The sequence below is a fragment of the Streptomyces chisholmiae genome (genome assembly GCF_031845445.1).
GTDB classification, from domain to species: Bacteria; Actinomycetota; Actinomycetes; order Streptomycetales; family Streptomycetaceae; genus Streptomyces; species Streptomyces chisholmiae.
Map to the genome: position 1 here is coordinate 233,632 of NZ_JAVREO010000003.1, position 14,314 is coordinate 247,945.

Consider the following 14,314-nt stretch of genomic DNA (forward strand, 5'->3'; position numbering starts at 1 on the left):
GTCCGCGATCACCCCGGCTCCAACCGCACGGACAGAAGAGGAAGTTGGCATGAGCGACGCGATCGACACGACCGTTCCGCACTCCGCCCGGATCTGGAACTACTGGCTCGGCGGGCAGGACAACTACCTGGTGGACCGGGCGGCCGGCGACGAGTTCGCGCGCCAGTTCCCCGACATCGTCCTGGGGGCCAAGGCGGCCCGGTACTTCCTGGCCCGGGCGGTCCGCCACCTGGCCGGCGAGCACGGGGTGCGCCAGTTCCTCGACATCGGCACCGGCCTGCCCACCGTGGACAACACCCACGAGATCGCCCAGCGTGTCGCGCGCGAGTCCCGCACCCTCTACGTGGACATCGACCCGCTGGTCATCGCGCACGCGCGGGCCCTGCTCACCAGCGAGGTGGCGCGGTCCACCGCCTACCTCCAGGCGGACATCCGCGACCCCGAGACCATTCTCCAACGGGCCCGCGAGCACTTCGACTTCGACCGGCCCGTCGCGCTGATGCTGATGGGCATCCTCGGCCACATCGAGGACCTCGACGAGGCCCGCGACCTGGCCCGTCGGCTCACCGCCGGGCTGCCCGCCGGGAGTTACCTGGTCCACTACGACTCCACCGCCACCAGCGGCGACTACGTGACCGCGATCAGCGGCTACAACGCCCAGGCACCGGTGCCGTACATCCTCCGCGAGCCGGCCGAACTACTCGGCTTCTACGACGGGTTGGAGCTGCTCGACCCGGGTGTGGTCTCCTGCTCCCGCTGGCACCCCGACACCCTGGCCCTGGGCCTGCCGGCCGAGGTGCACCAGTACGGCGGGGTGGCCGTCAAGCGCTGACCACCGCCACCGAACCCGCCGCCTGGGCGCCAACCGGCCCCGGCCGGCGGGCGGTCGGCGGCGCAGGTCGGGCACCACCTAGAGTCGTGGCCGGGAGATCGCCGCGCACGGACCCCGCGCCGAGCCCGTGGACGGCCTGCCCCTCCCTTGACCAACCGGGCGCCGACCGCTGTGGAGTTGAACGATGGCCGAACCCCCCACCGACGAGCCGATCGCGCCGACCGTCGGTGCCGACGACGCCCCGTTGGCGCTGCGCCCGCCGAGCCGCCGGGTGGAGCGCCGCTCCATCGGCTGGTGGGCGGCGCAGGCCGTCGCCGTGGTGCTGCCGCCGGTCCTCGTGCTGGTGCTCCTCGCCGTGCTGATCACCCCGGCCCGTCCGTGGCTGCTGCTGTCCGCCGCCGCCGTCGGGGTGCCCGGTCTGCTGACGGTCCTGGTGATGCCCTGGTGGCGGTACCGGGTACACCGGTGGGAGCACACGACCGACGCCGTCTTCACCCGCGCCGGCTGGCTGCGGCAGGAGTGGCGGATCGCGCCGCTGTCCCGGGTCCAGACCGTCGACACCGTACGCGGCCCGCTCCAACAGCTGTTCGGGCTGTCCACGGTCACCATCACCACCGCCTCGGCGGCCGGACCGGTCCGGATCGACGGCCTGGACCACGCGGTCGCCCGCGACCTGAGCGAGGAACTGACCCGCCTCACCCAGGCCGCGCCGGGGGACGCGACATGAGCGCCGACCCGGGCGAGGTGGACCGGCTGCCCGCGGACCCGGCCGAGGCACCGACGGCGGACCCCGACCCGCCGGCCGGGAACGGTGCCGACACCGCCTGGCGGCGGCTCGACCCGCGCGTCATCGCCGCCGTCGGCGCCTGGTGCCTGCTGCTGGTCCTCGCGGCGGCCCTGGTCATGTGGTGGCGCGGCGCCCCCTGGTGGCTGCACGTCTCGGTGCCCGCGCCCGTGCTGGGCGTGCTGGGGTACGAGGCGCTGCGCTGGCGCCGGACGACGTACCGGGTGACGTCCGACCTCGTCGAGCTGCGGACCGGCGTGCTGGTGCGCGGGCACCGCTCGATCCCGCGCCAGCGGGTGCGCAGCGTCGACGTGACGGCGGAGCCGATGCACCGGCTCCTGGGGATCGCGACCGTCAAGGTCGGCACGGGCCAGCGCGTCAGCTCGTCCGCCGGTGCGGCCCTCACCCTGGACGCCCTGGCCGCCGAGGAGTGCGAGGCGCTGCGCGAGCGGCTGTCGCGCCGGCCGGACGACCCGGCCGCGGACGGCGGGCGAGAGCGGACCCTGGCCGTGCTCGACTGGCGCTGGCTCCGGTACGCGCCGCTGTCGATGTCGGTGCCACTGCTCGGGCTGAGCTTCGTGGGCGCCCTGTACGAGGGCCTCGACCTGCTCGGCGCCGACCCCGACAACACCGTGATACCCGGGCTGATCGCCTGGCTGGGCTCGGTCGATGACCTGTGGCCCGTCGTGCTGCTGGCCGTGGTGGCGATGGCGCTGGCCGGCACGGTGGGCTCGCTCGGCATGTTCGTGGAGACGTGGTGGGGCTTCCGGCTGCTCCGCGAGCCGCACGGCACGCTGCGGACCAGCCGTGGCCTGTTCGTGGCCCGGTCGGTCACCCTGGAGGAGGCCAGACTGCGCGGCGTGGAGGTCGCCGAGCCGCTGTCGCTGCGCTGGGGCGGTGGGGCGCTCACCTACGCGGTCGTCACCGGGGCGGGCACGGCGGAGGAGGAGATCAGCGCCAGCAACAGCAGCGTGCTGCTGCCCCCGGCCCCGCTGCGGCAGGCGCACCGGGTGGCGGCGGCCGTGCTGCGCGAGGAACGGGACCCGACGGCGGCGGTCCGCCTCATCCCGCACACCCGGCACGCGCTGCACCGCCGACTGCGGCTGGTGTGCGCCGTGGGCACCTCGCTGGGCGGCGTCCTGGCGCTGCTCGGGACGCTGCTGACCCCGGTACTGATCCACCTCGGCTGGGTCACGGCGCTGGTGGTGTACGCCGTGGGGTGCTGCTTCGCCGTGGACGCGTACCGCAACCTCGGGCACGGTGTCACGGGACGTTACCTGGTGACCCGGCACGGCTCCCTCAAGCGCCGCACCATCGCGCTGCGCCGCGACGGGGTGGTCGGGTGGCGGATCAACCAGTGGGCGTGGCAGCGACGTTCGGGGCTGTGCCGGGTCACGGCGACGACCGCGGGTGGGCGTGGCGCCTACCACGTGAAGGACGTGCTGCTGCCCGAGGGACTGCGCTTCGCGGACGAGGCGGTGCCCGACCTGCTCACGCGGTTCCTGGTCCGGCGCGACGGGGCGCCGGCGGACGACGACGGGGCGCCCCGGGGCGGCTGACCCGGGGCCCGACGCCTGCCGCTGCCCGGCCGAGGGCCCGGGGCCAGGGCCGGGGCCGGGGCCCTGCCGCCCCGGCCCGCGACGCCCGACCCGTCGGTCAGCTCGTCGGGTACGGCAGCAGCTCGTCGTCGATCCGTTCCCACGCGGCCCGCAGCTCGGACAGCAACTCGGGCCGCCGGCCGGCGAGATCGGCCTGCTCGCGGGCGTCATCGGCCAGGTTGTACAGGTGGTCCCGGCCGTTGGCGTCCTGGTGGTACTTCCAGTCGCCGCGCCGCAGCGCCCGGCTGCCGCGCACCCGCCAGAACAGGTCGCGTTCCGGCACCCGTGCGCCGCGCAGCAGGTAGTCGGCGAGGCTGTGGCCGTCCAGCGGGTAGGCCGGGTCGGGCCGGGCGCCGCCCAGCTCCAGCAGGGTCGCCGTCCAGTCGGGGGAGTACACCGGCACGTCGCTGACCTGGCGACCGTCGACCGCGGCCGGCCAGCGCAGGATCGTCGGGATCCGGATCCCGCCCTCCAGCAGCCCGGACTTGGCGCCGCTGAGTGGCCACTGGTAGGAGAAGCGCTCGCCGCCGTTGTCGCTGGCGAAGACGACGACGGTGTTCTCCTCCTGCCCGGACCTGCGGAGCGCGTCCAGCACCTGGCCCACCGAGGCGTCCAGGTCCTCCACCATCTCCCGGTACTTCTCCACCGAGCCGCCGTCGGCGTGCCGCAGCGCGCCCAGCACGTTTCCCGACCGGATCCGCTCGGCGATCTCCGCGCCGGTCTCCTCGTCGTCCGCCGTCAGCCAGGGCCAGTGCGGGGTGGTGTAGTTGAGGTTGAGCAGCCACGGCCGGTCGTGGTCCCGGCGGACGTACTCGACGGCCCGCTCGGTCAACACCTCGGTGTAGTAACGCAGGTCGTGGTAGGTGGCGTCGCCCTCGTACAGGTCGTAGTCGCCGAGCTGGCCCAGCTTGGAGAAGTACTCCAGCGCGCCACCGAAGTTGCCGAAGAACTCGTCCCAACCCGACCTGGTCGGGCTGTAGTCGGGCAGCCAGCCGCAGTGCCACTTGCCGATCAGCGCGGTGGCGTAGCCGGCGTCCTTCAACAGCGAGGCCAGCGTGGGGTGGTTCGGGTCCAGGCCCTGGCTGCGGTTGCCGAGCGGCTCGGCCAGCCCGCCGGGGGTGCGCCCCGGGTAGCGGCCGGTGTAGAGGCTGAACCGGGTCGGGGAGCAGGTCGCGGAGCCCGAGTAGGCGTCGGTGAACCGCACGCCCCGGGACGCCAGTCGGTCCAGGTTCGGGGTGCGGATGTGCGGCGAGCCGTAGGACGACAGGTCGGCCCAGCCGAGGTCGTCGGCGAGGATGAACAGGATGTTGGGGCGCCGGCGCGGCCGGCCTCCCGCGGGGCGGGCCTGGAACGGGCGCTCGGCGGGCGTGGCGGCGGCGGCCTCGGCGGTGCCGGCCGTGCCGGCGACGGCCGTCACCGCACCGCCACTGACCAGTCCGCCGAAGACCCGACGGGATATTTTGGGCATGTCAGACCGATCCTCGGAGAGGGGGAGGGAGGAAGAGGGGGGGAGGGCGACGGCGCCCGGGAGCGGCGGGGCGGAGGCACCCCGGCATCGTTCGACGAAGGTGACGCGCGCTCACTGGTGACTGGCTTGTGGCCTCACCACCTGGGACTTTGCCAGCGGCCCCGGGGCGGGGCAAGCGCGGCGCCGCCGAGTTCACGAGATCGCAAAGCGGCGTGATCTTCGGCCGGGCTCAGCCCCGTTCGGCGGCGGCGCCCCGGGCCGCCAGCCGCCGGGTCAGCCCGCGCCGCAGCCGCGCCGACGCCCCGCGCAGCGCCCCCAACGGCGCCACCTCGGCCACGGCCAGCTCCTCCCGCTCGGCCAGCACCAGCACGGCGGCATACGGCCGTTCACCCTCCGTGAGTCCCGCCGCCGTCGCTCGGAGGACGGCGCGCAGCACCCGCCGGTCGGCGTTCGGGTGCGCGGCGAGGAGACGCAGAAGCCCGTTGTCGGCCCACGCCGAGCTGCGGGCGGTGGTGAGGGCCACGAGCACGGCCGGCGGGGCGTGCGGGTTGGCCGCCACCGCGCGCCAGACGAACGGGTAGGGGCAGCGGGCGAGTTCCCCCAGGGCGGCGCCGCAACGCGTGTCGCGGGCCAGCGAGAGACAGTCGGCGGGTGTGCGCATCCGGACGGCTCCTCGGCGTCGAGGCGGCCATCGTCCCAGCCGGCCACGCCGCCCATCGCGCCGGCACCCGCCGGGCGCCGTCCCGGGGCGGCTCGCCGCGCCGGCGGGTGAGATGCTGCCAACCTCCGTGGCCTGCCCAGCGGGTTGGGGCCCGGGCCGAGCCAGCCGACCCAGCGACCGACAGAGGACCCGATGCCCAGAGCCGCCGCGACCCCCGCCCCGTGGATCATCGTCGTCACCACGATCGTGGGGTTCCTCGGCGCCATGGGCGTGGTCGCGGCGCTGGAGGACACCCTGATCGCCGGTGCCCGGAGGTGGCCCGGCGGACCGACGGGCTTCGCCGTCACGCTCGGTTTCCTCTGCGCGCTGGGGCCGCTGGTCGTGATCTTCCTCTCGGTGACGGGGAAGTCGCCGCACCGGGTCGGGCCGAGGCTGCGGCTCGGCGCCCGGGCCACGCGGTGGACGGTGGCCGTGGCCGGAGTCGTTACCGGCTTCGCGTTGCTCGTCCTGCTGTCGTCGGTTCCCGCCCGCTCGTCCACCGGGGCCTTCCTCGGCGGGTTGCGGGAGTTGTTCGACGCGCACGCGCCCGGCGCGACGGCCACCGGGCTCGGCGTCGCCCTGCTCACCCTGTTCGTCGGGGCGCTGGTGATCGCCGGCACCGTCGGCGCGGACACCCCGGGCGAGCGGGCCGCTTTGCTGATCAGCACCTGTGGGACGGTGCTGTTCTGCGTGCTGCTGATCGCGGCGCTGGTGTCCGCCAACCTCTTCGAGGACGACTACTTCGCGCTGGCCGAGCGGTGGCCGGGGGGACCACGGGTCTTCCTGCCGTCCGTCGGGGCCTCGGTGGTCCTGGGCGTCGCCGGCGCGGTCTTCGCGGTCAACCGCCGGGCGCGGCTGACCCGTCCGGGTGCTGGCCTGCTGGCGGCGCTGGGCATCGGCCTCACCACCGCCTCGTTCTCCGTGCTCTTCGCCGCGCCGGCCCCGCGCGGCTACCGCGGCCCGGTGCTGTGCGAGGAGGGCTTCTACTGCCTCCTGGACCAGGCACACGAGCGGCCGGCGTTGATCGCCGGATCGGGCTGGCTGGCCGTCCCGGTCACCGGGGTGCTGCTCGGCTACCTGGTGGTGAAGGTGAACAGGACGCAGAAGGCCAAGAAGGCGCAGAAGGCCAAGAAGGTGGCGGACGAGGCCAAGGCGGCGCCGGCGGCGATGCCGGCCCGCAGCGCGCGGTCGGCGCGGACCACGCCCGCGGGAGGGACCGCGCCCCGGAGAAAGTCCGGGACGGCGAGGAGGTCCGCGACGGCGAGGAAGCGCACGAACCGGGGCCGTTGACGCCCCTGCCTCCCGCCCTGCCCGTCTGCCCCCTGCGCCCCGTCTCCTGCCCCCGTCAGCGGCCGCGGCCCAGGGACGCCCCGCCCGTGTCCGACCGCGCCGGCCCGGTGGAGGAACGCCAGAAGACCCGGGTGAACCCCTCGTTCTCCTCCGGCACCGGCTCCTCCCTGACGGTCGCGAGCAGCTCCCGGCTGACCCGCCGCCCGAGTTCCTCGTGGTCGACGGAGACCGTGGTCAGCGACGGCGTCATGGCGGCCCCGACCGGGTTGTTGTCCCAGCCCGTCACGCTCAGGTCCTCGGGCACCCGCCAGCCACGGGCCAGCGCCGCGCTGATCGCCCCCACGGCCACCACGTCGTTGGCCGCGACCACGGCCGTGACCCCGCTGTCCGCCGGCAGGTCGAGGATGGCCCGGTGGGCCAGCTCGGCGCGCCAGGCGCAGTCGATCACCGCGTGGGAGCGCAGCCCCAGGCGGTCGATCGTCTCCAGGTAGACGTCGCGCCGCCGGCGGGCGGACGTGTGCCGGTAGTCGCCGCCCAGGTGCAGGAACCGCCGGTGCCCCAGCGCCGCCAGCCGGGTGATGATCTCGTCGAGGTCCGGGGCGTCGGCCAACTGGCCGATGCTGCGCATGTGCTGGTCGTAGTGCGGGGCGATGACGATCGGGGTGTCGCCGGCGGCCCGCCGGGTGTCAAGGGGCAGGGGGGTGAGCGCCAGGATGCCCTCGTAGAAGCCGGAGTCGGCGAGTTCGAGAGCCCGCTCGGCCCGGGTCTCCAGGGGGCCGTCCAGGGTGAAGACCTCCGTCCCGTACCCCGCTCGGTGTGCCTCCTCCTGGGCTCCGGCGAGCAGTTCGAGGGAGCTGGCCGCCGTGCCGGGCGGCAGCAGGAACGACAGCCGGCCGGTGCGGCGGTTGCGCATGGCCCTGGCCACCAGGTTGGGCCGGTAGCCGAGCTGGGCGACGGCCACGCTGATGCGCTGACGGAGCTCCGCGTGGATGGTGTCGTCCGCCTTGAAATAGCGGGAGACCGTCTGGTGGGAGACCCCGGCGAGGCGGGCGACCTCCCGCATCGTCGGTCGCCGTGGCGCCGTACGGCCGCCCCCGAGGGGCTCAGTGGTCATCGCCGTCCCTTCCCGGATGTGCGCTCTGGCCCATCTTGACACGGCGAAGGCTGCCTCACTACCGTCGAGTGACCGTTCACTCAATGGCGGGTGCTCCCCGAAAATCACCTCCTCAACGCCCCCTAGCCTGGGTGGATCCGCGACCAGGAGAAACGCGGGACCGCCCGGACCCGCGCCACCAGAGTGAACGGTCATGCCGTGGACTGCGCCAGCCGAGCCGAGCCCTCCGGTCCACCGACCACGACGCACCCAGAGCCCCTTGAGGACGAGCCATGACGACCTCCGGCCCCATCGACCAGAACCCGACCGCACCCCTGCCCCCGTCCAGCCGCAGCGGCTCGCCCGCCGCCGGCGTCGTGCCGGACTTCGCGCCACCGCCGCCCGGCCGCGCCCGCCGGCGCTACGCCGTGGTCGGCACCGGGCACCGGGCCGGCATGTACGTGGCCGCCCTGACCGGGGACCACGCCGACGTGGGGGAGATCGTCGCCTGGCTGGACCCGAACCCGGCCCGCGTCGACTGGTACGACGACGAGCTGCGGCGTGCCCGGCCCGACGCGGCGCCGCTGCCCCGCTACACGCCCGACCAGCTCGAACGGATGGTGGCCGAGCAGCGCGTCGACATCGTCATCGTCACCAGCCCCGACCACAGCCACGCCGAGCTGGTCGACCGCTCGCTGCGCGCCGGCGCCGACGTCGTCGTGGAGAAGCCGCTGGCCACCGACGCCGAGGGGAGCCGACGCATCGCCCGGGCGGTGGCCGAGACCGGCCGAGGCGTCGTGACGACCTTCAACTACCGCTACGCGCCCAGGAACTCCACGCTCCGCGAGGTGATCGCCTCGGGCGCGATCGGCGAGGTCACCGGGGTCCACTTCGAGTGGGCGCTGGACACCGTGCACGGCGCCGACTACTTCCGCCGCTGGCACCGGGACAAGGCCAACTCCGGCGGGCTCCTCGTGCACAAGGCCAGCCACCACTTCGACCTGGTCAACTGGTGGCTGGACGACGTTCCGCGGCGGGTCTACGCGTCGGGCGCCCTGCGCTTCTACGGCGACGAGAACGCGCGGGCCCGCGGCTGGCCGGACCGGCCCGAGCGCGGCACCGACGCCGCCGGCGACCCGTTCTCCCTCGACCTGCGCTCCGACCCCCGGCTCGAAGGGCTCTACCTGCGGGCCGAGCGGCACGACGGCTACCGGCGCGACCTCGACCCGTTCGCGCCCGGCATCACCATCGAGGACAACATGGCCGTCCTCGTCGACTACCGGCGCGGCGCGACGCTCAGCTACTCGCTGAACGCGCACAGCCCCTGGGAGGGCTACCGGGTCACGGTGAACGGCACCGCCGGCCGGGCCGAACTGGAGGTGATCGAGCGCGGCTTCGTCGAGGTCGACGAGGAGGGCAACGCCATCCTCGACCCGTCCGCCACCCCGGGCCTGGCCACCCACGACCCGCTGCGGCCCGAGGGGGAGCGCCTGACGGTCCAGCGGCACTGGCGGCGGACGGAGGAGGTCACGATCCCCGCCGGCATCGGCGGGCACGGCGGTGGCGACGCCATCCTCCTGATGGACATCCTCCGCGGCGACCTGCGGCTGGCCCCCGACCCGCTGCGGCGCGCGGCCGACTACCTGGACGGCGTGCGCGCCGTCGCCGTCGGCATCGCCGCCAACCGCTCCCTGGCCACCGGGTTGCCGGTCACGGTCGACGAACTCGCCCTGGGCGTCGACCTGTAGCCCGCCCCGCACCGGTACAACCGCTCCACGCCACAGCCCCACGACGGACAGAGAACGAGGAACAGGCATGCACGACTTCGCGGCCCAACGGGACGCCCTGGCCGACGTGGTGGCCATCCCCGTCACGCCCTTCGACGCCGAGGACCGGGTGGACGCCGACGCCTATCAGGCGCTGCTCAGGCGGCTGTTGGCCGCCGGCGTCCGCACCCTGACGCCCAACGGCAACACCGGCGAGTTCTACGCGCTGACCACCGCCGAGCGCCGGGCCGAGGCCGAGCTGACCGTGGCGACCGTCGCCGAGGCGGGCGGCACGGCCCAGGTCGTCGTCGGCGTCGGGCACGAGGTGCCGTCCGCCGTCGCGGCGGCCCGCCACGCGCGCGAGGCCGGCGCGCAGCTGGTGATGGTGCATCAGCCGGTGCATCCGTATGTCTCGCTCGACGGTTGGGTGGACTACCACCGGGCTATCGCGGAGGCGGTGCCGGAGTTGGGTGTGGTGCCCTACATCAGGAATCCGTTGATCGACGGGGCGGCCATCGCCCGGCTGGGCGATGCCTGTCCGAACGTGATCGGGGTGAAGTACGCGGTGCCTGATCCGGTGCGGTTCGCCTCGGTGGCGCGGGACGCGGGGCTGGAGCGGTTCGTCTGGGTGGCCGGTCTGGCCGAGCTGTACGCGCCCGCGTACTTCGCCTGTGGGGCCTCCGGGTTCACGTCGGGTCTGGTCAATGTGGCGCCGGAGGTGTCGTTGGCGATGCGGGACGCGCTGCGGGCCGGGGACTATCCGGCGGCGATGCGGGTGTGGGAGTCGATCCGCCCGTTCGAGGAGCTGCGCGCGGCCCGCCAGGCCGCGAACAACGTGAGCGTGGTGAAGGAGGCCCTGTCCGTACGGGGCCTGTGCGACCGGTCGGTACGCCCGCCCAGCAGCGTGCTGTCGCTGGCGGAGCGCGCGGAGGTCGCCAAGGTCGTCGAGGGGTGGGCCGGCGTATGAGCGAGCGGGTCTCCCTGCGCAGCGCGCGCTGGTTCGAGACGGACGGTCTGCGTTCGTTCAGTCATCGGGCGCGGACTCGGCAGTTGGGGTATCTGCCGGAGGAGCATTTGGGTAAGCCGGTGATCGCGGTGGTGAATACGTGGTCGGATATTAATCCGTGTCATCAGCATTTGCGGGAGCGGGCTGAGGCGGTTAAGCGGGGTGTGTGGCAGGCGGGTGGGTTTCCGTTGGAGTTTCCGGTGGCGACGTTGTCGGAGACGTTTCAGAAGCCGACGCCGATGTTGTATCGGAATTTGTTGTCGATGGAGACGGAGGAGTTGCTGCGTTCGTATCCGGTGGATGGGGCGGTGTTGTTGGGTGGGTGTGACAAGACGACGCCGGCGTTGTTGATGGGGGCGGCGAGTGTGGATCTGCCGGCGGTGTTCGTGCCGGCGGGGCCGATGTTGCGGGGGCATTGGCGGGGGGAGACGTTGGGTTCGGGTACGGATATGTGGAAGTACTGGGATGAGCGGCGGGCGGGGCGGATCGGGGATCGTGAGTTGGGTGAGTTGGAGTGTGGTCTGGCGCGGTCGCCTGGGACGTGTATGACGATGGGGACGGCTTCGACGATGGCGTCGGTGGCTGAGGTGTTGGGGGTGACGATGCCGGGGGCGGCGGCTATTCCGGCGGTGGATTCGGCGCACAGTCGGATGGCGGCGGCGGCGGGGCGGCGGATTGTTGATCTGGTGTGGTCGGATGCGCGGTTGTCGCGGTTTTTGACGTTGGATGCCTATCGTGACGCGGTCGCGACGGTGTTGGCGTTGGGTGGTTCGACGAACGCGGTGATTCATTTGATCGCGATGGCGGGTCGGTCGCGGGTGCCGTTGTCGTTGGCGGATTTCGATCGGATCGCGCGTGAGGTGCCGGTGTTGGCGGATCTCCGGCCGGGTGGGCGGTTTTTGATGGAGGACTTCTACTACGCGGGTGGGGTGCCGAGTCTGTTGGCTCGGTTGGGTGAGGAGTATCTGTGTCTGGATCGGCCGACGGTGGGGCACGCGTCGTTGCGGGAGCAGTTGGTGGGGGCGGCCACGCATGACACCGAGGTGGTGCGGCCGTTGGATCGGCCGTTGGCCGAGGGTGGGTTGGCGGTGTTGCGGGGGAATCTCGCGCCGGACGGGGCGGTGATCAAGCACATCGCGGCGCAGCCGCACCTGTTGAAGCACACGGGTCCGGCGGTGGTCTTCGATGACTACCAGACGATGCAGGCGACGATCAACGAGCCGGCGTTGGAGATCACGGCGGACAGTGTGTTGGTGTTGCGTGGCGCGGGGCCGTTGGGCGGTCCTGGGATGCCGGAGTACGGGATGCTCCCGATCCCGGACTACCTCCTCAAGCAGGGGGTGACGGACATGGTGCGGCTCTCGGACGCGCGGATGAGTGGCACCAGTTACGGCGCCTGTGTGTTGCATATCGCGCCTGAGTCCCATGTCGGGGGGCCGTTGGCCCTGGTGCGGGACGGGGATCTGATCACGTTGGACGTCGAGGCGCGGACGTTGCGTCTGGAGGTCGAGGACGCCGAGTTGGAGCGTCGGCGCGCGGCCTGGACGCCTCCCGAGCCGCGGTACGGGCGTGGCTTCGGCGCGCTTTATCAGGAACACATCACGCAGGCCGACACCGGCTGCGACTTCGCCTTCCTCTCCCGCGAGGGAGAGGTCCCCGAGCCCCACGCGGGCTAACCGACCGGCGGGCCAGCGGGGCCCGCCGGTGTCCGACCGCCTCCGGCGAGGTCAGCCGCCGGCCCTGACGGCCTGCAGGGCCGTCAGGCGGCGGACATACCAGGCGGTGACGACCGCGGTCGGCACCACCAGGAGGTGGAGAAGCAGGTGGAGCCAGGTCCACGGCTCGAACGCGTACCAGTAGTAGTAGTCGCGGAAGCCGCCGCCCGCGGGTTCGTAGGCGTACCGATGGGTGCTGAGCGTCTCCAGCGGGGGAGTCCAGAACAGCGGCCAGGTCAGGAACGTCGCCAGCCACAGGGCCCACCACGCGTGCAGCGGGCCGGCCGGCGCCATCCCGCCGCCGGGGCGGGGCGCGCTGGAGGCGTGCCAGACGTCGTTGGCGATCTGCTTGGGCACGAAGAGGTTGCCCACCGGGAGGAACCAACTCGTCACCGCCGTACGCGGTCGGTGCCGCAGCCCGCCGGGGGCGAACCGCTCCGCCGTGACGCGGGTCTGGTAGCACCAGATCAGCCAGCACACCAGGAGGCCGACGGCCACGCCCACCTTCAGGACCAGCAGGACGTGCGTGGTCTCCTCCTGGTCTATCGCCCACAGGTCGCCGTATCGGTCGACCGCCTCGGACCTGCCCTCCTCCGCCAGGCCGGTGAGGAGGTGGAGGCCGTTGACCAACGAGACCACGGTGAAGAGCGCCAGCAGCACGTAGAGGACCCGGCGGGGCACGTCGGCCGGCGACGACCCGGGCGCGGCACGGCGTTCGTCCACCAACAGACGTCGTGGCGGCCCCGGTTCGCGCCCGGCCGGGGCGGACTCCTCGGCGGGCGCGGGCCGCGGCGGGCCGACGGCCGCCGTGGTGATGGGGGCGGTGGGCGCGGCGACGGGCGGGCCCGGCCTGGTCGCGGCGTCGGCGGCCGCCCGCGCGGCGCCGGGTGACGTGTCGGCTGTCGAGTCCACCCGGGGGTGCGGGTCCTCCCAGGCGAGCAGGCGCGCCGCCTCCTCGCCGAGCCGGGCCAGCACCTCCGGCGGCAACCAGGGGCCGTGGGCCTCGGCGGGGGCATCCGCGCGGTCCCGCAGCAGGGCGGCGGTCGGCCGGCCGGCCGGGTCCTTCACCAGACAGCTCTCGACCAGGTCGCGCAGCGACTCCGGGACACCGGTGAGATCCGGCGGCTCGTGCACCATCCGGTACATCAGGGCGTGCGGCTGGCCTTCCTCGGCGTGGAACGGCAGCCGGCCGGTGGCGGCGAACGCCAACACCGTGCCCAGGGAGAAGACATCACTCGCCATGGTCAGCCGCTCCCCCCTGACCTGCTCGGGGGACATGAAGCCGGGCGAGCCGATCACCATCCCGGTGGAGGTCAGCCCGCCGGTCGTGGAGAGGTTGAGGGCCCGGACGATGCCGAAGTCGATCACCCTCGGGCCGTCGACGGCCACCAGGACGTTCGACGGTTTCACGTCGCGGTGCACCAGCCCGGCCGCGTGGATGTCGGCCAGCGCCCGGCACAGCCCGGCGGCCAGGCCGCGCACCGAGTGCTCCGGCAGCGGGCCGTGTTCCTCCACCACCTGGTGGAGCGTCGGCCCGGCCACGAAGGCCGTGGCCACCCAGGGCAGCGCCGCGTCGGGATCGGCCGCCAACACCTCCGCCGTCCACCGCCCACCGACCTGTCGGGCGGCGGCGGTCTCCTTGGCGAACCGGCGGCGGAAGTCGGGAACGGCGGCGAACTCGGCGCGGATCGTCTTCACCGCCACCATCCGGCCACGCGGCGACCTGGCCAGATAGACCACGCCCATGCCGCCCTCGCCCAGTCTGCCGAGCAGCCGGTAGTCGGCGATGCGGTCGGGATCGTCGGTCCGTAGCGGCTGCATGGCCGTTCCTCCGCTCTTGAGCCGCCCCTGCGGCGGACCAACCCTAAGGGGCCGCGCCGCTTCGCGCGCAAGTCCCCTGCGGGGCAGCCCTGTTGACCGGGCTGGCTGGACCGGCGGCCCCGCCCGCGCTGGCCGCGCGGCGGGGTGCAGGCTCCTGGCGGCGGTTTCCGTGGCTGCGCGGCGCCGGTCGGTTCGGTGCCCTCCCGGCGTCTCCCCTGGGCAAGTGCCGTTTCGATTAGGG

11 protein-coding genes are annotated in these 14,314 nt (G+C 73.5%); 7 read left to right on the plus strand and 4 right to left on the minus strand.

Annotated features, from left to right (window positions below; translation table 11 throughout):
• Positions 1-49: 49 nt before the first annotated feature.
• The 3 genes from RM844_RS06110 to RM844_RS06120 all read left to right on the plus strand — a co-directional run bounded on the left by RM844_RS06110 (position 50) and on the right by RM844_RS06120 (position 3,175).
• The gene (locus tag RM844_RS06110) at positions 50-832 is read left to right on the plus strand and encodes an SAM-dependent methyltransferase (protein ID WP_311665639.1); all 783 of its coding nucleotides are present in this window, start codon (positions 50-52) and stop codon (positions 830-832) included.
• Between the two features lie 184 nt (positions 833-1,016).
• Positions 1,017-1,559 carry a PH domain-containing protein gene (locus RM844_RS06115; protein ID WP_311665642.1) on the plus strand — a complete coding sequence of 181 codons (543 nt, stop codon included), beginning with the start codon at positions 1,017-1,019 and terminating at the stop codon, positions 1,557-1,559.
• Positions 1,556-3,175 (plus strand): PH domain-containing protein, encoded by a 1,620-nt coding sequence (locus tag RM844_RS06120; RefSeq protein ID WP_311665644.1) that lies wholly within the window; start codon positions 1,556-1,558, stop codon positions 3,173-3,175. Before RM844_RS06115 ends, RM844_RS06120 begins: the two co-directional genes overlap by 4 nt.
• Before the next feature lie 97 nt (positions 3,176-3,272).
• Here the strand turns inward: RM844_RS06120 and RM844_RS06125 are convergent, their stop codons facing one another.
• Both RM844_RS06125 and RM844_RS06130 read right to left on the minus strand, forming a co-directional pair.
• Positions 3,273-4,682 carry a sulfatase family protein gene (locus tag RM844_RS06125; RefSeq protein ID WP_311665646.1) on the minus strand — a complete coding sequence of 470 codons (1,410 nt, stop codon included), beginning with the start codon at positions 4,680-4,682 and terminating at the stop codon, positions 3,273-3,275.
• 229 nt (positions 4,683-4,911) lie between these two features.
• Positions 4,912-5,343, minus strand: coding sequence for a hypothetical protein (locus tag RM844_RS06130; protein WP_311665648.1), 432 nt, complete (start codon positions 5,341-5,343; stop codon positions 4,912-4,914).
• A gap of 192 nt (positions 5,344-5,535) precedes the next feature.
• Here RM844_RS06130 and RM844_RS06135 point away from each other — a divergent pair, with 192 nt between their 5' ends.
• On the plus strand, positions 5,536-6,672 hold the full coding sequence (locus tag RM844_RS06135) for a hypothetical protein (protein WP_311665650.1): 1,137 nt from the start codon (positions 5,536-5,538) through the stop codon (positions 6,670-6,672).
• A 55-nt stretch (positions 6,673-6,727) separates the two neighbouring features.
• Here the strand turns inward: RM844_RS06135 and RM844_RS06140 are convergent, their stop codons facing one another.
• Positions 6,728-7,786, minus strand: a complete 1,059-nt coding sequence (locus RM844_RS06140) for a LacI family DNA-binding transcriptional regulator (RefSeq protein ID WP_311665652.1) — start codon at positions 7,784-7,786, stop codon at positions 6,728-6,730.
• A 272-nt stretch (positions 7,787-8,058) separates the two neighbouring features.
• Here RM844_RS06140 and RM844_RS06145 point away from each other — a divergent pair, with 272 nt between their 5' ends.
• The 3 genes from RM844_RS06145 to araD all read left to right on the plus strand — a co-directional run bounded on the left by RM844_RS06145 (position 8,059) and on the right by araD (position 12,213).
• Entirely contained in the window at positions 8,059-9,513 is a 1,455-nt protein-coding gene (locus tag RM844_RS06145; protein ID WP_311665655.1) for a Gfo/Idh/MocA family protein, read from the plus strand.
• Between the two features lie 67 nt (positions 9,514-9,580).
• Positions 9,581-10,498, plus strand: coding sequence for a dihydrodipicolinate synthase family protein (locus RM844_RS06150; protein WP_311665657.1), 918 nt, complete (start codon positions 9,581-9,583; stop codon positions 10,496-10,498).
• Positions 10,495-12,213: an L-arabinonate dehydratase gene (gene araD, locus RM844_RS06155; RefSeq protein WP_311665659.1), complete on the plus strand. Its 1,719-nt coding sequence runs from the start codon at positions 10,495-10,497 to the stop codon at positions 12,211-12,213. The genes RM844_RS06150 and araD overlap by 4 nt, the downstream gene beginning before the upstream one ends.
• A 51-nt stretch (positions 12,214-12,264) precedes the next feature.
• On the opposite strand, the gene RM844_RS06160 is transcribed toward araD, so the two are convergent.
• Entirely contained in the window at positions 12,265-14,073 is a 1,809-nt protein-coding gene (locus RM844_RS06160; RefSeq protein ID WP_311665662.1) for a protein kinase domain-containing protein, read from the minus strand.
• Positions 14,074-14,314 lie beyond the last annotated feature (241 nt).